The organism is Pseudoxanthomonas sp. CCNWLY206-1 (genome assembly GCF_039710385.1).
Lineage (GTDB): Bacteria > Pseudomonadota > Gammaproteobacteria > Xanthomonadales > Xanthomonadaceae > Pseudoxanthomonas_A.
Map to the genome: position 1 here is coordinate 162,725 of NZ_JBDKXI010000002.1, position 17,856 is coordinate 180,580.

13 protein-coding genes and 1 pseudogene are annotated in these 17,856 nt (G+C 63.3%); 7 read left to right on the forward strand and 7 right to left on the reverse strand.

The genetic code is table 11. The features are described 5' to 3' along the window. The first annotated feature begins 76 nt into the window (after window positions 1-76). From tilS to AADW18_RS04930, 3 genes are read left to right on the forward strand one after another with little or no spacing between them, the layout of a single operon-like run. On the forward strand, window positions 77-1,351 hold the full coding sequence (tilS, locus tag AADW18_RS04920; protein ID WP_337342724.1) for a tRNA lysidine(34) synthetase TilS: 1,275 nt from the start codon (window positions 77-79) through the stop codon (window positions 1,349-1,351). A 45-nt stretch (window positions 1,352-1,396) separates the two neighbouring features. Further along, a complete protein-coding gene (locus tag AADW18_RS04925; RefSeq protein ID WP_337342256.1) occupies window positions 1,397-1,657 on the forward strand; it encodes an exodeoxyribonuclease VII small subunit in 261 nt (86 codons plus the stop codon). Next, entirely contained in the window at window positions 1,647-2,525 is an 879-nt protein-coding gene (locus tag AADW18_RS04930; RefSeq protein WP_337342257.1) for a polyprenyl synthetase family protein, read from the forward strand. The genes AADW18_RS04925 and AADW18_RS04930 overlap by 11 nt, the downstream gene beginning before the upstream one ends. 109 nt (window positions 2,526-2,634) lie before the next feature. Here the strand turns inward: AADW18_RS04930 and AADW18_RS04935 are convergent, their stop codons facing one another. Beyond that, complete coding sequence (locus AADW18_RS04935; RefSeq protein ID WP_337342258.1) at window positions 2,635-3,018, reverse strand: DUF4870 domain-containing protein; 384 nt, start codon at window positions 3,016-3,018, stop codon at window positions 2,635-2,637. Window positions 3,019-3,342: 324 nt separating this feature from the next. Beyond that, complete coding sequence (gene pmbA / locus AADW18_RS04940) at window positions 3,343-4,704, reverse strand: metalloprotease PmbA (protein ID WP_337342259.1); 1,362 nt, start codon at window positions 4,702-4,704, stop codon at window positions 3,343-3,345. Window positions 4,705-4,793: 89 nt separating this feature from the next. Between pmbA and yjgA the strand changes: the two genes are divergently transcribed. After that, on the forward strand, window positions 4,794-5,351 hold the full coding sequence (gene yjgA / locus AADW18_RS04945; RefSeq protein WP_337342260.1) for a ribosome biogenesis factor YjgA: 558 nt from the start codon (window positions 4,794-4,796) through the stop codon (window positions 5,349-5,351). A 71-nt stretch (window positions 5,352-5,422) separates the two neighbouring features. Here yjgA and tldD read toward each other — a convergent pair whose 3' ends face one another. The 4 genes and pseudogenes from tldD to AADW18_RS04965 form a co-directional block, all read right to left on the reverse strand. Then, on the reverse strand, window positions 5,423-6,865 hold the full coding sequence (gene tldD, locus AADW18_RS04950) for a metalloprotease TldD (protein ID WP_337342261.1): 1,443 nt from the start codon (window positions 6,863-6,865) through the stop codon (window positions 5,423-5,425). A gap of 159 nt (window positions 6,866-7,024) precedes the next feature. Further along, on the reverse strand, window positions 7,025-10,861 hold the full coding sequence (locus AADW18_RS04955) for a YhdP family protein (RefSeq protein ID WP_337342262.1): 3,837 nt from the start codon (window positions 10,859-10,861) through the stop codon (window positions 7,025-7,027). 94 nt (window positions 10,862-10,955) lie between these two features. After that, complete coding sequence (rng, locus tag AADW18_RS04960) at window positions 10,956-12,449, reverse strand: ribonuclease G (protein WP_337342263.1); 1,494 nt, start codon at window positions 12,447-12,449, stop codon at window positions 10,956-10,958. Window positions 12,450-12,708: 259 nt separating this feature from the next. Continuing rightward, window positions 12,709-13,257, reverse strand: a pseudogene (locus tag AADW18_RS04965) (Maf family protein); the annotation flags it as partial. 173 nt (window positions 13,258-13,430) lie between these two features. Here AADW18_RS04965 and AADW18_RS04970 point away from each other — a divergent pair. Together AADW18_RS04970 and AADW18_RS04975 are read left to right on the forward strand one after the other, a co-directional pair. Beyond that, window positions 13,431-14,168 carry an SIMPL domain-containing protein gene (locus AADW18_RS04970; RefSeq protein ID WP_337342264.1) on the forward strand — a complete coding sequence of 246 codons (738 nt, stop codon included), beginning with the start codon at window positions 13,431-13,433 and terminating at the stop codon, window positions 14,166-14,168. Between the two features lie 730 nt (window positions 14,169-14,898). Continuing rightward, entirely contained in the window at window positions 14,899-15,564 is a 666-nt protein-coding gene (locus AADW18_RS04975) for an energy transducer TonB (protein ID WP_337342265.1), read from the forward strand. Between the two features lie 148 nt (window positions 15,565-15,712). Here AADW18_RS04975 and rlmH read toward each other — a convergent pair whose 3' ends face one another. Beyond that, a complete protein-coding gene (gene rlmH, locus AADW18_RS04980) occupies window positions 15,713-16,183 on the reverse strand; it encodes a 23S rRNA (pseudouridine(1915)-N(3))-methyltransferase RlmH (RefSeq protein ID WP_337342266.1) in 471 nt (156 codons plus the stop codon). 120 nt (window positions 16,184-16,303) lie between these two features. On the opposite strand from rlmH, the gene AADW18_RS04985 reads away from it, so the two are divergent. Then, the gene (locus tag AADW18_RS04985) at window positions 16,304-17,839 is read left to right on the forward strand and encodes an alkaline phosphatase PhoX (protein ID WP_337342267.1); all 1,536 of its coding nucleotides are present in this window, start codon (window positions 16,304-16,306) and stop codon (window positions 17,837-17,839) included. Window positions 17,840-17,856: the final 17 nt, after the last annotated feature.

Below are 17,856 nucleotides of genomic sequence, written 5' to 3' on the forward strand. Positions count from 1 at the left end.
CGAGCAGCTATCCGGATCAGGTCACAAGGCCTAGCATGCGCGGGTGAGCACCGCCGACCCGACCTCCGCCTTGCGCATGGCATTACGACGCGAAGAACCCGCGCCGATCCTGGCCGCCTTCAGTGGTGGCCTGGATTCCTGCGCGCTGCTGCACACGCTGGCGCAGGACCAACAGGTGCGCGAGCATGGTTTGCGCGCCATCCACATTCACCATGGCCTGCACGCCGCCGCGGATGATTGGGCGGCGCACTGCACCGCGTTCTGCCAAACGATGGACATTCCACTGAGCGTCATTCGCGTGCATGTCGAACCTGATGGCGAGGGCCTGGAAGCCGCCGCGCGCCGCGCCCGCTACCTCGCGTTCGCGCAAGTCCTGGGCGAACGAGAAGTGCTGGTGACCGCGCATCACCTGGACGATCAGGCGGAAACCTTCCTGTTGCGGGCCTTGCGTGCTTCGGGCCCGGAAGGCTTGGCGGCTATCCGGCCTTGGCGACGCTTCGTCCACGGCTGGCATTGGCGGCCGTTGCTGGATGTGTCCCGTGGGACCTTGCTTGCCTACGCGCGGGCGCATGGTCTTGCCTGGATCGAAGACCCCAGCAACGAAGACACACGCCACGACCGCAATTTCCTCCGCCATCAGGTCCTGCCCCTGCTACGTCAGCGTTGGCCGCAAGCCGACGCCGCATTTGCCCGCAGTGCCAGCCTGATGGCCGAAACAGTCGAGCTGCTGGAAGACGGCGATGCGCAAGCGTTGGCGATGGCGCGCACGGCCGATCCGCGGGCGTTATCGGTTGCGGCGTTGACACATTTGCCCCGCAGCCGGCGCGCGCGGGTTCTGCGTCGCTGGGTAGCCGAACTGGACCTGCCTCCGCTACCCGGCGAAGGCGTTGCCAGGATCGAATCCGACTTGCTGGCGGCGGATACCGACACGGCGGCCGAATTCGCGTGGAACGACGCCATCGTGCAACGTTGGCGCGGACTGTTGCACGCTGGCCGGCAGCGGGAAGCGCTGCCTATCGACTGGCAGGCGCACTGGGACGGCGGCACACCATTGCCGCTACCCGGTGGCGGTTCTCTGGAACTGGAAGGCGCCGCCGCTTTTGCCGAACCATTGCGCGTGTCCGCGCGACAAGGCGGCGAGCGCATCGCCCTGCCCGGCCGCAATCATTCCCATGAGCTGAAGAAAGTCCTACAGGAGTTGGGCATACCGCCGTGGGAAAGGCGCAGGTTGCCATTGCTCTGGGATTCCAGTGGCCGCTTAGTGGCGGCCGGCGATCTGGTCTATTCGGATGATCTGGACGCCTGGCTACGCCAGTCCGGCGCAACGTTGCGCTGGCGCAATGATTCCTGAGCCTGGCGCGTTGACCTAATCCATCGCGGTCCGCACACTTCCCCCATGGCCAAGAAAAACACCCCCGACGCTTCGCCGGTCGCCCATTTCGAACAGTCGCTGGACGAATTGGAGCAACTGGTCGAAAAGATGGAGCACGGCGACCTGAGCCTGGAAGAATCGCTGGCTGCTTACGAACGTGGCGTGGGCTTGTACCGCCGTTGCCAGACAGCGCTGGAACAAGCCGAGTTGCGCGTTCGCCTGCTCAGCGATCCGGAAAATCCGGAAACCGCCGAACCCTTCGCGCCTGCGCCCGATGTCGACTGAGGCCGCGTTCACGCGCTGGACGGCGCGGGTCGAGGCCAAGCTGGAACAATCGCTGCCAATCTCTGGGCAATCGCCTGAGCGGCTGCACGCCGCCATGCGTCACGCGGTACTGGGCGGTGGCAAGCGCATCCGCCCGTTATTGGTGTATGCGGCCGGTGCACTGTTTGGTGCCGATGAAGCGACGCTGGATGCACCTGCGGCCGCCGTGGAGTTGATCCATGCCTACTCCCTTGTGCACGACGATCTGCCCGCCATGGACGACGATGACCTGCGCCGCGGCCGGCCCACCGTGCACATCGCATTCGACGAAGCCACCGCGATTCTTGCTGGCGATGCCCTGCAAACGTCGGCGTTCGACCTGCTGGCCCATGCCAACGCCGATGCGGCGTTGCGCCTGGACTGGCTGCAGGTGCTGAGCCGCGCTTCCGGCGTTGCCGGCATGTGCGGCGGCCAGGCATTGGATATCGATGCGACCGGTGCAATGCAGTCCGTCTCAGCACTTCAACGCATGCATGCGTTGAAGACCGGTGCGCTGATCCGCGCCGCTGTGCGAATGGGAGCTGCCGCGGGCGGAGCAACCAGCGACGAACTGCAGCACCTGGATGATTTCGCCGCGGCGCTGGGATTGGCTTTCCAGGTACGCGACGACATCCTCGATATCGAGGCCAGTTCCGAGCAGTTGGGCAAGACCGCGGGCAAGGACGTCGCGCAAGCCAAATCCACCTATCCCGCCCTGCTCGGCATGCAAGGCGCGACGGCGAAACTGGAAGAACTCGCCAGCACCATGCAAAACGCATTGGCAACTTTCGACGCACGCAGCGACGCGCTGAAGACACTGGGCGAATTGGCGATCAATCGGGTGCATTGACACGCCGCATCCGTTGGTGTTTCCGCTCCTACAGGTGTTTCGATGACGCCTGGCTGCAACAAAAAAGGCCCGGACTAGCCGGGCCTTTTTTTTATCTTGCCGCGCGCGATTACTTGATCAGGCGCAACGCGAACGGATAGCGATACGACTCGCCGGTGTTGACCTTGACGGCAGCCAGAATGCAGAACACCAGGTTGGCGACCCACACCAGCATCGGCAGGAAGAACAGCAAACCGAAGGTGATCGTCGTCAGGATGATCGCGGCCACATAGGCGATCGCGATAGTGATCTGGAAGTTCAGCGCTTCCTTGGCCTGGTCGATCAGCCACGGCTTATCGGCCTTGTCCTTGTTGATCAGCCACATGATCAACGGAACGATGAAACCCGCGACGATTCCGGATAGATGGGTAATCAGCGCGATGGTCCGGTCTTCCTGTGGGCCGGCGCTGGTCTGCGGCGGAGGCGGCGCCGTGACGTTTTCGAATTCACTCATGCATGGATCCCTTAGCAGTGGATGGTCTGGCGAATTCCCGGGTGGTCTCCCCCCTGGGCTCCCCTAGGGAAGCATAACGTTAATTTCGTCATGCGACGGCCTTCGGAATCGGTGGCGAGTAGCGAGGACGCCTTGGCTCGAATGACCAGCGACCAAATACGTCGTCGAGACGTAGGCCGGGACCCGTTGCCTACAGTCCAGATGTCAGAGGCCGCCAGCTCCCGGCCCGTGCCAGCAGGGCGAATCGCGTCCTACCGGCTCCCCATCGTCCGCGCCTCGCTGAGGCCGGTGATGGCGCGCCCAAACGGGAACCACAGGCTTCTTCTACTCTTCGCCAGCCACCATCATCTTCCCAATCAGAATCGACCCCACCTGGATATGCGAGCGCGGATCAACATCGCTGCCGACGGCCTCGATATTCGCAAACATCTGCTTGAGATTGCCCGCGACCGTGATGCCATCGACCGGATAAGTGATAACGCCGTTTTCTACCCAGAAGCCGGCCGCACCCCGGGAATAATCGCCGGTGACCGCATTGATGCCCTGGCCCATCAGCTCGGTCACCAACAGCCCGCGCGCCATGCCGCCGATCAGCGATTCGAAACCGCCAGCGTTGGCCGCCACGTCCAGGTTATAGACGCCGCCTGCGTTAGCCGTGGTCTGCAGGCCCAGCTTGCGCGCCGAATAGCTGCCCAACACGTAGCGCTGCAATACGCCGTCCTGCACCAGCGGCGAGGTGCGGGTCGCCACACCTTCCGCATCGAAGGGCGACGAACGCAGCCCTCGGCGCAACAGCGGTTGTTCCTCGATGGAGAACCAGGAAGGAAATATCTGCTTGCCCGCATGATCCAACAAGAAGCTGGCGCGACGGTATAGCGCGCCGCCGGATACCGCGCCCAGCAGGTGACCGATCAGCGAGCGCGCGATTTCGGCCGCGAACAACACCGGGTATTCGCCGGTCGGAAGCGAGCGTGGTTGCAGGCGCGCCACGGTGCGTTCGGCGGCGCGTCTGCCAATGGCTTCCGGCGTTTCCAGATCGGCGTACGACAAGCCGCTGCTGTACCAACCATCGCGCTGCATGCCATCGCCCTGCCCCGCTATCAACGCACAGCCGATCGAGTGCTGCGTATCGCGTTCCCGGCCGATGAAACCGTGCGAGTTGGCGTAGACCGAAAGACTTTCCCCTGTGCCCACCGAAGCACCATCGGAATTCTCGATGCGCGAATTGGCCTCGCGGCCCGCCGCTTCGCAGGCCAGTGCCAGATCGACCGCACGGTCTGCGTCCACTGCCCAGGGATGCCACAAGTCCAGGTCGGGAAATTCCCGTGCCATCAGTTCGGGATCGGCCAGGCCGGTGGCGTCGTCGTCCTCGGTATAGCGCGCAATCGCGCAGGCCTGTTCGACCGTGGCATCCAGGCTTTCTTCACGTAGGTCCGCGGTGCTGGCGCTACCCTTGCGCTTGCCGAAGTAGACGGTGACGCCGATACCGCGATCGCGGTTGGATTCCACGGTCTCCACCGCGCCCATGCGCACGTTGACGTTCAGTCCGGTTTCTTCGCTGCAGCTGACTTCCGCCTGGGTGGCACCACGCGCCTTGGCGCGTTCCAGCAGGCGTTGCGACAACTCCGCCAGATGTTCCAGACGGGCGAGGCTGTTGTCGGGGGTTTGGGTGGTAATGGCGTTCAATGCTTTATCCTTTGTACTGCACCTGCGAATTCCTTCGCGACAACCCGGCTGTCCCTCGCCGGAAATTCAAATGAAGAACAGGCTCCAGCATGCGCGGACGCGACCCTGAAACCGGCGAATTCCTTGGCCCAAGCCGTACCCAGCAGCGTCAGGGCGCGCTGGAAGTACGTGGCTTGGCCGAGCAACTGGTGGCGCTGCCGCCCGCTCAGCTGGCCAAATTGCCGATTCCGGAAGAGCTGCTGCAGCACATCCACGACACGCAGAAGATCACCTCGCACATCGCGCACAAGCGGCAGCTGCAATTTCTTGCCAAGCAAATGCGCCGCGAGGATGACGAGACGCTGGAAGCCATTCGCGACGCATTGGATGAAGATGGCGAAGCCGCCAAGCGCGACGCGGCGGCGCTGCACCGCACCGAGCAGTGGCGCGAACGCCTGCTGAGCGATGGAGACGCCGCCTTGGGCGAGCTGTTGGAGGCGTATCCGCACGCCGACCGCCAACACCTGCGCCAGCTGATCCGCAATGCCGGCGAAGAACGGCTCAAGAACAAGCCGCCGCACGCGTTCCGCGAGCTGTTCCGCGAGCTGCGGGAGCTGCTGCAAGAGCCGGGAAACGGGGAACAGGAAATGGAAGATCAGGAAAACTGATTGGGCACGAGCAAATCCCGCGTCAGGGACGTTGTATCCCCTATTTCCCATTTCCGATTCCCGGCTTCCAATCAAGCCCGCGTCCCGCCGACGGTCAACCCTTCAATCAACAGCGACGGCTGACCCACGCCTACCGGCACGCTTTGCCCGTCCTTGCCGCATACGCCGACGCCGGCATCCAGCGCCAAGTCGTGGCCGACCATCTTCACCTTCTGCATGGTTTCCGGGCCGTTGCCGATCAGCGTGGCGCCCTTGACCGGGGCGGTGATCTTGCCGTCTTCGATCAAGTAGGCCTCAGTGGCCGAGAACACATACTTGCCGCTGGTGATATCGACCTGGCCGCCGCCAAAATTGACTGCGTACAGCCCTTTCTTGACCGAACGGATCATCTCTTCCGGATCGTGCTTCCCGGCCAGCATGTAGGTATTGGTCATGCGCGGCATCGGCAGGTGCGCGAACGATTCGCGGCGGCCATTGCCGGTAGGCGCCATGCCCATCAGGCGCGCGTTCAATGTGTCCTGCATGTAGCCGACCAGCACACCATCTTCGATCAGCGTGGTGCAATGAGTCGGAGTGCCTTCGTCATCGACATTGAGCGAGCCCCGACGTTCCGGCAGCGTGCCGTCATCGACGATGGTGACGCCGGGTGAGGCGACGCGCTGGCCCATGCGGCCGGCATAGACGCTGGTGCCCTTTCGATTGAAGTCGCCTTCCAGGCCATGGCCCACCGCTTCGTGCAACAGCACGCCCGGCCAGCCAGCACCCAGCACCACCGGCATCACGCCGGCGGGAGCGTCGACCGCATCCAGATTGACCAGCGCCTGGCGCAATGCTTCACGTGCCAGATCCTCCGGTTTGCCATCGGCGAATAGTTGCGTATACGAATAACGCCCGCCCATGCCGGCATAGCCCGATTCACGGCGGCCGTTCTGCTCCACGATCACTTGCACGTTCAAGCGCACCAACGGGCGCACGTCGGCGGAAAGCACACCGTCGCTGCGCGCGACCAGTACGGTATCCACGCCGCCGGACAGGCTGACGGTCACCTGTTGCACGCGTGGATCGGCTGCACGAACGTACCGATCGACGGCACGCAGGGCCTCGACCTTGTCGTCATTCCCCATCGCATCGATCGGGTCGTCGCTGGCGTACAGCGAACGCCCGCCGCCACGCACCAGTGCATGCGGCGCGTGCGCGGCGCCTTCACGGGCAATGGCGCGCGCGGAATGAGCGGCGCTCAGCAATGCCTGGCTGTTGATGTCGTCGGAATAGGCAAAGCCGGTTTTTTCGCCGGAAATTGCGCGGACGCCAACACCTTGTTCGATGGAGTGAGCACCATCCTTGACGATGCCGTCCTCCACCGTCCAGCTTTCGCGGCGCGTGTGCTGGAAGTACAGATCACCGAAATCGATGCCGGGCCCCAGCAAGGTTCCGAAAGCGCGGTCCAGTTGTTGTTGGTCCAGGCCGGCGGGCAGCAGCAGGCGGGTTTCGGCGAGTGCGAGAGAATTGGTCATGGGACTCAGGGTTGGGGCTATGGGCAGCGAACGCAAGCAGCAGCGTTGTCTGCCGAAGGGAAAAAGTGGTTGTTCATGCATTTATGCGCATAAATCCGGGATCGCTGTGGCGCCTATATCGCCTGGAGACCAGCACGCAGATTTTCTGAACCACCAGGATCAAGGAATACCGGCCGGCGCAGAAGTTGTTGCCGTGCGGGCGCGCGACTGCTCGCGGCCCATGACCTCCACCTTCGGATCTTTCCAAGGCCCGGTGACGCGGTAGGTCTTGGCGCCCATCTGGCCCAGCGGTCTTTTCAGCACCGCATTGGCCACGGCACCGACGGCCGCCCCGATCGGACCACCGGCCACGGCGCCCACGGCCGTCAGCACATTGGCGGACTTGGGCAGTACCTGGACGGTTTGATCGAATCGTTCCGCGCGCAAGTCGGTGTCGCCGCGGATGCGTATTTCGGCGGATGGGCCATCGATCACCAGATCATCGCTGCTGGCCAAGCCATTGTTGAGGCGGATATCGCCATCGATGCGGTTGAAGGCGAATCCCTTGGAAAAGAAGTCGCTGAAGTCCAGCATCATGCGCCGCCGCAGTTCGGCCACACTCAACAGCCCGAGCACACGGCCAGCACCGGGCTCCAGCTCCAGCAGATGGCCATCGCGGACCGCGACGTGGACGCTGCCTTCCAGTGCCGCCAGTTGGAAAGCGCCCGGGCTACCGGCCCAACCCGCATCGATCTTGATCTGGCCGTGGCCACCACCGACGCGACGCTTGTACCCCAGCCCATCCATCATCGCCCCGATATCCTGGCTGTCGACCGCAACGTTCAGGCGCGTGCGCGCGCCAGTACCGCGACCGGTCCATTGGCCATTGATATCGATCGCCTGCTTGGGAGAACGCAATTGCAGTTGATCCACCTGCATCCCGCCTGCCAACTGTTGTGTACGCAACTTGGCGTTGCCGAAGCTGGCGTCGCCAAAACGCAGATCCTCGATGTCCAGCGATAGCGGCGGAATACTGGAAGGATCGAAATCGTTGGCTGCGGCACGCTGTGCCGGCGTGGAAGCCGTGCCTGGCGGAGCCGAGCTACGCCAGTGAACGCGCGAAAGCTTGCCGGAAATCGCCGCTCCCTTGGCTTCCGGCACCAACAGCGAGCCTGCCAACGCCTGACCATCCAGGGCAACCGCCACCGCCTTGTTGGCGGGCGCGAGTTGCAACCGCGTGTCGGGGAACGAAGCACCAATCAGCAACAGGCGCTCCGCGGTGACGTCGATGTGCCGCAGCGGAAGTTTGCCTTCGCTATCACCACCCTGGGTCATCGCGATCCAATCCATCGCGTCCAGGTTGCCGGTGCGACCCGTGACGACCAACCCTGACGCGGGCGCGGCCTCGGTTACTTGACGACTACCCAACGCGACGCGGATGCCGGTCTGACCGCCGCTGCTGCGCGCTCGCAAGGCCAGCAAATCGCCGAAAGCGACATCGATCTGTCCACTGCCCATCGGCAGCGGCGCACGCACACTGGTCGCCAGTGGCGTGGCGGCCGTTTTGCGCAATGGCGCCGGCAGATTAAGCGCGGTACCCACCAAATTGGAACGCAGGCTCAGTTGTGCCGGCAATGCGGCATCGACCGGCGTGCCAGTAGGCGCCCGGGGGATGGTCACGCCCACTGTCCATGGCGAAGTGCCGTCCAGATAGGGTTTCAGCCAGGACAGTTCGGGCGCGCGATCCAACAGTTCCTGAGCGCCCAACTGGGCGGACAGGTCAGCTTCGAACACCTGCTGCCTGTCGCGCACGCCACTGCCGGCACGCAACGCCAGCACGCCCGCATGTCCTTGATGCATCACCGCCAGCGGCTCGGACGAGAAGCCTTTATCGTCATAGCGGGTTTTGCCGCGCACGTCGGTGAACGCCAAATTCCAGCGTTTTTCCGCCAGCAGGGCGCCTTGCAGATCCACGGTGCCCTCGACCCGCTTGAGTGCGGCTTTTTGGCGGTGCAACGGCTGCATCAGGCTGAAACTGGCGCGTACCGGACCACTGGCTTCCAGGTGGGCCATGGTCTCGCCGTAGGTCTTCTGCAACGGACTCTGTCGCAGCAGGCTCAGGAGGCGTCCCGCGTCGGCGCTGGCCTGCGCATCGATCTTCAGTTCCGCATCGTTGAATGCCGCAATGCCGGCCTGGAAAGAGTCGATGGCGACGCCGCCCAGGGCGCCACGCCCCTGCAACTGGAAGCCGTTGGCGATGAAAGCAACATCCGCATCCACCTGCTCCAGCACTGGCCAGTCGGGCTGGAACTTGAATCGGCCGCCCTGGATATGCCCCACGGCCTCGAACCGGCCGTTGTTGTCGCGGAATGGCCAATTGTCCAAGTCGCCACTGACGATGGCGCGCCCGTTTCGCACGTGGCCACCGATCAGCGCCGCATTGAGCCAGTCGATCGCTGCCTTGGGCATGCTGTGGTGAACCCAGAAGCCTTTGGCTGCCGAGACGGGTGCGTCGTCCAGGTCAGCGGCGATGTCGATCCAAGGGCGGGTACCGTCACCCTGGAACCACAAGCCGCCGCGAATATCGGCCGCGTAATCCTTCCCACGCACGCGCAGCGCCGAAGTGCCGATGCGCCAGCCCGCACCTTCGCGCCAGCCAGCCACTTTGCCGTGCAGGTCGACGTCGTGAGCCACGCCAAACCCGCTGGGCCAATCGAAACGCATCCGCGATTGCGGATCCAGTGTCAACTCGAATCCTTCGGCGTCACCAAGGAACTCGCCCGCAAAACCACTCAGCCCAGGTGCGTGCCCAATCGACCGGAAACCCACATTGCTCAAACGTCCCCGCCCTCGCATGGCACCGCCCCGCTGCCCAATCAACGACAGCCCGGTCAAGCGCGCGGTGGGTTTGGCCTGCGCGAGCCAGCGACGAAGACCGTCGTCCACCCGATCGCTGAGAGCGAGCACGGCGAACAGCGGTGCCGCATCGACTTGATCCGCCAATAGCCCGTACCGCTGCCCACCCGCTATTACCAATCCGTCCAGCGTCTGCCTTTGCCGCTGGGTATCGATACGCAGCCGTGGCGCGTCCAGACGCCAGCCACCCGCCACCAGTTGCCAGCGCATGAGGCCATCGATCTGATCGAAGCGGACGCGCGGGATTTCGTTTCCGCCGGCGATCGCTGCGCCGCGCATACCCAACTGCTGCAACTTGGTGTCGATAGTCGCGAGCACTACACGGTGCTTGCGCAGTTCCGCCCAGCCGCGGACGCGTCCCTGCCCGCGCTCGGCGGTCACGCCGGTGTAGCGCAGCAAGGGCGACCAAACGCCGAGATCGTCGGCTTCCACGTCCACGTAGGCGCGTCCATTGCCTTGCCGACGATCGAAATCCACCGTCAACTGCAAGGGCTCCGCACTGCGATCGATCCATGCCCGGGTACCGGCACGTACCCGATCGCCTTCGACACGCAAACGCAAATCGATATGCGGCAACTGCAGATTCCCCGTCATCGAAGGCGCGATGATGGTCAACTTGCCGCCAATCACCTGCAGTTCGCCCAGCCCTTCCAGGCTTTTCAACGGATCGCCACCGGTCTGTTGCTGTCCGGGCAGACCGCGTACCGACCAAGTGCCGTCGTCCGCACGTAGCAGTGTCAGCGACAAACCGCGCAACCGTAGCTCGGTGAAGGAACGACCAGGCAACAATCCGCTGTACATCGCCACCAGTACTTCCGCCTGGCCGATACTGACGGCGGACTCGCCTTCGCCGATGCGCAAACCATCCAACTGCAGCAACGGACCGCGCCGCGTCCATTGCGTCTTTACATGATCGAACGATACCGGCCGACCGGCACGTTCGCTCAACCAGGCCGCGATGCGGTCCGGATGTCGCTCCGCCAGCGGCAGCACTTGACTGGCGACGCCCAGCACCAGCGCCATCAACACCAGCGTGACAGCCACGCAATATCCCGCGCCACGGCGCGCCAGACGTAAACGGCGGCGGAGGGGAGTGGGCATTTAAAAGCCGGCGATGGGGAATGGGGAATGGGGAATGGGAACCAGGAAGGAAACCGCTTCCGCGATTCCTGATTCCCTATTCCCTATTCCCGACTCAAAGCAACACAACATCGAACTGCTCCTGCAGGTACTGCTCGTCCGCCTGAAAACGGATCGACTTTCCAAGGAATTCTTCCAGCTCCGCTACCGCGGCCGATTCCTCATCGGTGATGCGTGCCACCACTTTGGGCGAGGCGATCACCAGCAGCCGCGCGGCTTCGAACTGGCGCACCGCGCGGGTAATCTCGCGGAAAATTTCGTAGGTGACCGTTTCGGTGGTCTTGATGGTGCCGCGCCCGCTGCATTCTGGGCATGGTTCGGACAATTGCCGCTCCAGGCTTTCGACCGTCCGCTTGCGGGTCATTTCCACCAGGCCCAATGGCGAGAACTCGTACACCGTTGTTTTCGCGTGGTCGCGCGCCAACGCTTTTTCCAGCGTCCGCAACACTTGGCGGCGATGCTCGGGATCATCCATATCGATGAAGTCGATGATGATGATGCCGCCCAGATTGCGCAGCCGCAGCTGACGCGCCACCGATTGCGCCGCTTCCAGATTAGTGCGGTAGACCGTTTCCTCCAGATTGCGCTGGCCCAGGAACGAACCGGTGTTCACGTCGATCGTGGTCATCGCCTCGGTCTGGTCGATGACCAGATAGCCACCCGATTTCAGCGGGACCTGCTTGTCCAGCGCGCGACCGATTTCGTCTTCGACGCCATACAGGTCGAAAATAGGCCGTTCGCCAGAGTAATGCTCGATGCGTTCTGCCAACACCGGCATGTACTTGGCCGCGAATGCCTGAAGGCGCTCGCTGGTTTCGCGCGAATCGACCTTGACCTTCTCGACGTCGCGGCGCATCAGGTCGCGTACCGCGCGCAGCGGTAGCGTCAAGTCTTCGTAGACGCAGGTGCCTACCGCGGAGTCGCGGCTGCGTTGTTCCACCAGCGCCCAGACTCGCGCCAAGTAGGCGATGTCCTCGGCCAGTGCCTCGGCGGGTTGTCCCTCCGCGTTGGTACGGATGATGTAGCCATGCCCGCCGTGCTGGGCCGACAAATCCGTGACCAGCGATTTCAGCCGCTGGCGCTCGGCTTCATCTTCTATGCGTGCCGATACGCCCACTACTTTCGATTGCGGCAACAACACGAGGTAGCGCGAGGGGATGCTGATCTGTGTGGTCAGCCGCGCACCCTTGCTGCCAATGGGATCCTTGACCACCTGCACCACGATGTCCTGCCCGTCGCGCAGCAGATCCATGATCGGCACCGACAGCGGTGGCGTCAGCGGCAACGTGGCATCGTCGGTCTCGCCATTGGCGACCGGCGCCGGCCGCACCACGTCGTTGGCATGCAGGAAAGCGGCGCGATCCAGCCCCACTTCCACGAAAGCCGCCTGCATGCCCGGCATCACCCGTTGCACCTTGCCTTTGTAGATGTTGCCGACCACGCCACGTCGCCAGCCACGCTCGATGTGCAATTCCTGCAGCATGCCGTTTTCGATCACCGCGACGCGGGTTTCGCGCGGGGTGACGTTGACCAGGATTTCCTCGCTCATGCGCGACGCATCTCTTTACGCCGGAACGCGTTACGTAGGAGCAAGCTGCGTCGGCCCACGGCTGCAGCAGCGACAACGCTTGGCATGATGATCGCGATGGAATGGCTCCCCATTTGCATTAGCCCTACCGCTCCCTATCTGAAAACGTCTGTGAAGGTATTTGCGCCTGCTCTTGGTGAGCCCGGCTTTGATGAGCATGATCTTGCTGAGCATGGTCTTGCTGAGCATGGTCTTGCTGAGCATGGTCTTGACCGACCAACCGCAGCAGCCGCGCTGTTTCGTACAGCGGCAGCCCCATCACGCCGGAAAAGCTGCCGGACAGATGAGAAACGAACTGTTCCGCCGCACCTTGGATGCCATAAGCCCCGGCCTTGCCCATCGGCTCGCCAGTGGCGACATAAGCGGCGATGTCTTCTTCATCCAGGTGCATGAAAGTTACTTCCGATACCGACACCGCCTGCGCCTCGCGCGAAGCGCTGACCAGCGACACCGCCGAGATCACCTGATGGGTGCGGCCGGACAACCGGCGCAGCATCGCCGCGGCGTCTTCCGCGTCGCGAGGCTTGCCGAATACGTCATCGTCCAGGATCACTTCCGTATCGGCCCCCAACACCCACGCACCCGGGGTGGCGAGCACCTTCAGCAGACCGGCGCCCGCCTTTTCCCGCGCCACCCGGCGGACGTACTCTTGCGCGGGCTCGCTGGGCTGGCGATGCTCCGGAACGTCCAGATCGAGCAGCCCGAACCGCTGGCCCAGACGGGTCAGTAGTTCGGCACGGCGGGGGGACTTGGAGGCCAGATAAAGCATTCGTGAAAGAATAACCCGCGACAGCTGACTGAATGGTTTTAATTCCTGCCTCACGGCGCGACTTGCAGCGGTAACCCCATTCCGGCTTACAACGCGTTCATGCTTATCCGAACACCCAACCGCACCGCTGTGACCGGGTGCACACACCGGCCCGCACCCCATAAGGAGATCCCATGCGCCAACACTCGCTACGACCGCTTCTGCTTGCCCTGTCCCTCGCTCTTGGAACCGCCACCATGACCTCTCACGCCCAATCCGTCCCGGGCTATGCCGTCGCTACCGACGGCACGTTGTTGAACGTTTCGGCTCAGGCGGACGCCTCGCGCACGCCGGACGTAGCGACCATTTCGGCTGGCGTGGTGACCCAGGCCGCGGATGGCAACGCCGCCATGCGCCAGAACGCCGAGCAGATGGCCAAGGTCACCGCCGCCATCAAAGCCGCGGGCATCGCCGAAAAGGACGTGCAGACCAGCGGTATCAATCTGAATCCGCAATACCGTTATGCCGAAAATATGCCGCCGGTCATCACCGGCTATCAGGCCAGCAACACCGTCAACCTGAAGGTGCGCGACATCACCAAACTGGGCAAGGTCCTGGATGCACTGGCCGCGCAGGGCGCGAACCAGATCAATGGACCCACTTTCGAAATTGATCAGCCCGAACCCGTGTACGACGAAGCGCGCTTGGCGGCTTTGAAGAAAGCGCAGGCGCGTGCGGAAACCTACGCCAAGGCATTGGGGCTGCGCGTTCGTCGTATCGTCAGCGTCTCGGAAGGCAGCGGCGGTGGCTTCCACCCGATGCCGGCAATGGCAATGAGCATGCGCGGAAAAGCGGAGATGGACACTTCGGTTTCGCCAGGAGAAACCAAACTATCGGTCAATCTTGATGTGGTGTTCGAACTAGGCAAGTAGTGCCTGCGACATCGCGATAAAAAAGCAGGGCTTCGGCCCTGTTTTTTTCTTTTAGCAACTCGAACTCAGGCGAATGACAATAAAAATATAAAAATGAATTCGCCATTTTCTGCACGCTCTAATGGCCGTTTTACGACCTTTCCACGTAGCACAAACACATAGCACTCCTGGGCTTCAGGGGGGCCCGCAGTTTGTGTCCAGTTCGAATGCGAGGAAGCGGACGGTGCGACGTATGACGTTCAATTGAACTCGCACGGCAACGAAAACACCCTCCCTCCAGCTAGTGCAATCAGGCTCCGGCTTTATTCGGCCGGAGCCTTTTTCCCGGCGCGCTTCACGTAGAGCCGAGCTTGCTCGGCTGATGGTCTTCGGCACCCGTGGAAGAGCAGCGGAGCAAGCTCCGCTCTACGAGAAGCGGGGCGGCTGTTGTAGAGCCGAGCTTGCTCGGCTGACTGTCTCGGCACCCGTGGAAGAGGAGCGGAGCGAGCTCCGCTCTACGAGAAGCGGGGTTTGTTGTAGAGCCGAGCTTGCTCGGCTGACTGTCTCGGCGCCGGTGGAAGAGCAGCGGAGCGAGCTCCGCTCTACGAGAAGCGGGGCGGGAACGGCATTCCGGATGCCCCTCTTGCGCAACGCCCGGGGCGAGCGCAATGTTGCTCCAGGCACGGATGCTCAACCCCGTTTCCCGCGCCCGGTCGTTGTTCCTCTTGCATACCCAATATGGAGGTGGATCATGGTTCGCATACAGTCCTACGGTTCTGATTCCCGCATCGACTTCGGCCGCGTACTGGCCATCGCCGCCGCCTTGGTGATCCATGCCATCGCGCTACTTTTGCTGCTGATGCCGCTGGCCGCGCCGCAGCTGGCCGTCGCCGTCAAGCCTTACAAACCCGAGATTTTCTTCATCGAACGGCCGAAGCCGGTCGAACCCATACCCGTCACGGTGACGAAACCTCAACCTGCCACCCGAACGCCACAGAACGTGGCGGTAACCCCAAGGCCCACCACCATCACGCCGCCCGCGGAACAGCCAATTGTCGAAGGCGGCAGCGAACCGATGGTGGTGCCCGCCTCGGAAGGTCCGGCTGATGCGCCTACCATCGCCATGACGACGGGGCCGATCGCGGCCAGCCATCTGGAGTACGTCACTGCACCGCCGCCCAAATACCCGCGCGAAGCCGTACGAGACGGTGCGCAGGGCACGGTCATGCTGCGTGTGCTGGTGGACACCGATGGCACACCGCTTGAAGTGAGCATCGACAAGAGCAGCGGCAACAAGTCGCTGGACCGTGAAGCGCGGCAACATGTCCTGAAAAATTGGCGCTTCCGTCCCGCCATGCGTGACGGCGTGCCGGTACAGGCTTACGGCCTGGTGCCGATCGATTTCAGCTTGCAATGACGAACAAGGAAGCCCGCCGAAAGGCGGGCTTCTGGTTTGCGTGGCCCGACTCCACCCCTGTAGGAGCGGCGTCCCGCCGCGAGCTCTTTCTGTCAGATTGCGATAAAAACGAAAAGCTCGCGGCGTCCCGCCGCTCCTGCGGGATCTATCAGCCGCGGTGATAGGGATGATTGGCCAACAACGCGGCCGCGCGATACACCTGTTCGGCGACCACTAGCCGCGCCAGCATGTGCGGAAGCGTGAGCGGCCCCAGCGACCAGGTTTCGTGTGCCGCCGCCAACACATCAGGCGCATGTCCTTCCGGCCCGCCGATCAGGAAAGCCAGATCGCGCCCCTGCCCGCGCCAATGCTCCAACCGTTGCGCCAGTTGCTCGGACGAGTACGCCTTGCCGCCCACTTCCAACGCCACGATATGCGCATTCTTTGGCAACGCGGCCAACACGCGCTTGCCTTCTTCTTCGATGGCGCGTTGCGGGTCGCGGCCTTTGCCACGCAGCCCCGGCTCTATTTCCACCAGCTCCATCGGCAGCCAATGCGACAGGCGCTTTTGGTATTCGGCGAATCCCTGCGCTACCCAAGTGGGAGCACGTTCGCCGGTGGCGATCAGCTTACTTTTCATCGCTGCATGATAGCGGCGTCGCACTTCTGTCGGACCATTTGCAAGAGACATGCCTTTGTCATATTCCGGTTACACCGGAGACCTAGCGTGCAAGCTCCCCCAGCCAGCAGGAGTCGCACGATGAGTGTCTTCGATCCCGCCCGCCGCCAGGTCCTGAAAGGTAGTGCCGCCGCCGTCGCGATGGGCACGATCGGCAGCCTGGGCGCGTTGTATTCGCGCCAGGCCTACGCCGCCACCGGATCAACCCGGCTTTCCCCGATTCCGAGCCGTTATGGGCCGCTAGCGCCTGTGGCCGACAGCAGCACCGGGCTGCCGCTACTGCAGTTGCCGCGCGGCTTTAGCTACCGTTCGTTCGGCTGGAGCGGCGACCGCATGGACGACGGCCAGCCCTGCCCTGACCGCCACGACGGCATGGCCGTGGTCTCTGTACGCAAGCATGGTTGGAAAGGCAGCGGCCGCGGTCATGGCCGCGGTCTGGAATACGTCCTCATCCGCAATCACGAACGCGGCGCTGGCGCGCCCATCCAGGCGCCTGGCATGTACGACACCGGCATTGTCAGCGAAGGCCTGCAAGCGGCGGGTGGCACTACCACCCTCACCTACCGCCACGACGAATGGGGCAGCCTGGAACCCAGCCTGGGCGGCACGCTGGTCAATTGCGCCGGCGGACTGACCCCGTGGGGCACATGGCTGACCTGCGAAGAAATCAAGACCGATGCGGTCTCCAGCACCGGCCGTAAGCATGGCTATGTCTTCGAAGTCGACCCGCGGAGCGAGCGCACCACCGGCCGGCCGCTGGTGGGTCTGGGCCGCTTCAGCCACGAAGCCGTGGCCGTGGATCCGCGCACCGGCATCGTCTATCTGACCGAAGACGATCGCAACAAATCGGCGCTGTATCGCTTCATCCCCAACGACCGTTTCGGCCGCTATGGCTCACTGGAGCACGGTGGACGGCTGCAGGCCGCGCGCGTTCGCGGCAAGCCCAACGCCGACTTGACTGTTGCCAACATGGGCGAGGAATACGCGCTGGATTGGGTGGACGTTCCCGACCCGGATCTGGATACGGTCGTTGCGCCCAGCGGTTTTCCGGATGTATCGGCCGGCGACACGCTCAGTGGTCCGTTCGCGCAAGCGTGGAGCGAGGGCGCGCTGCGGATGAGCCGCGGCGAAGGCATCTGGTACAGCTACGGCAAGATGTTCATCGTCGATACCAGCACCGGCGTGGACAGCCAGGGCCGCAAAGGCCGCGGCAATGGTTCGGTGTGGGTGCTTGACCTGTTCACCCAGCGGCTGCGCGCGCTGTTCGTCAGCGGCAACCAGTTGGCCGCGCACAATCCCGACAACATCACCGTCAGTGCGCGCGGCGGCGTGCTGTTGTGCGAAGACGGCGGCGAAAGTCCTGACGAATACGGCCCCGGTTCGCGCCTGATCGGCCTGACCCGCGCCGGCGAGTCCTTCTATTTCTGCAAGAACAACATCGAGCTGACGTCCACGCAGATCGCCAACGCCGGCAAGACGATCGACGAAGGCGACTATCGCGACTCCGAGTTCTGTGGCGCCTGCTGGGACCCGCTGTCGAGGACGATGTTCGTCAACATCCAATCGCCCGGGATCACGGTCGCCATCACGGGACCGTGGGAACGTGGACCGTTGTAAGCGGCAGTTGTTGCTAG

Bases quoted from the DNA above. Each gene is read 5' to 3' on its own strand.
- tilS (WP_337342724.1), top strand. From the start codon at position 77: ATGGCATTACGACGCGAAGAACCCGCGCCGATCCTGGCCGCCTTCAGT.
- AADW18_RS04925 (WP_337342256.1), top strand. From the start codon at position 1,397: ATGGCCAAGAAAAACACCCCCGACGCTTCGCCGGTCGCCCATTTCGAA.
- AADW18_RS04930 (WP_337342257.1), top strand. From the start codon at position 1,647: ATGTCGACTGAGGCCGCGTTCACGCGCTGGACGGCGCGGGTCGAGGCC.
- AADW18_RS04935 (WP_337342258.1), bottom strand. From the start codon at position 3,018: ATGAGTGAATTCGAAAACGTCACGGCGCCGCCTCCGCCGCAGACCAGC.
- yjgA (WP_337342260.1), top strand. From the start codon at position 4,794: ATGCGCGGACGCGACCCTGAAACCGGCGAATTCCTTGGCCCAAGCCGT.
- tldD (WP_337342261.1), bottom strand. From the start codon at position 6,865: ATGACCAATTCTCTCGCACTCGCCGAAACCCGCCTGCTGCTGCCCGCC.
- AADW18_RS04955 (WP_337342262.1), bottom strand. From the start codon at position 10,861: ATGCCCACTCCCCTCCGCCGCCGTTTACGTCTGGCGCGCCGTGGCGCG.
- rng (WP_337342263.1), bottom strand. From the start codon at position 12,449: ATGAGCGAGGAAATCCTGGTCAACGTCACCCCGCGCGAAACCCGCGTC.
- AADW18_RS04970 (WP_337342264.1), top strand. From the start codon at position 13,431: ATGCGCCAACACTCGCTACGACCGCTTCTGCTTGCCCTGTCCCTCGCT.
- AADW18_RS04975 (WP_337342265.1), top strand. From the start codon at position 14,899: ATGGTTCGCATACAGTCCTACGGTTCTGATTCCCGCATCGACTTCGGC.
- rlmH (WP_337342266.1), bottom strand. From the start codon at position 16,183: ATGAAAAGTAAGCTGATCGCCACCGGCGAACGTGCTCCCACTTGGGTA.
- AADW18_RS04985 (WP_337342267.1), top strand. From the start codon at position 16,304: ATGAGTGTCTTCGATCCCGCCCGCCGCCAGGTCCTGAAAGGTAGTGCC.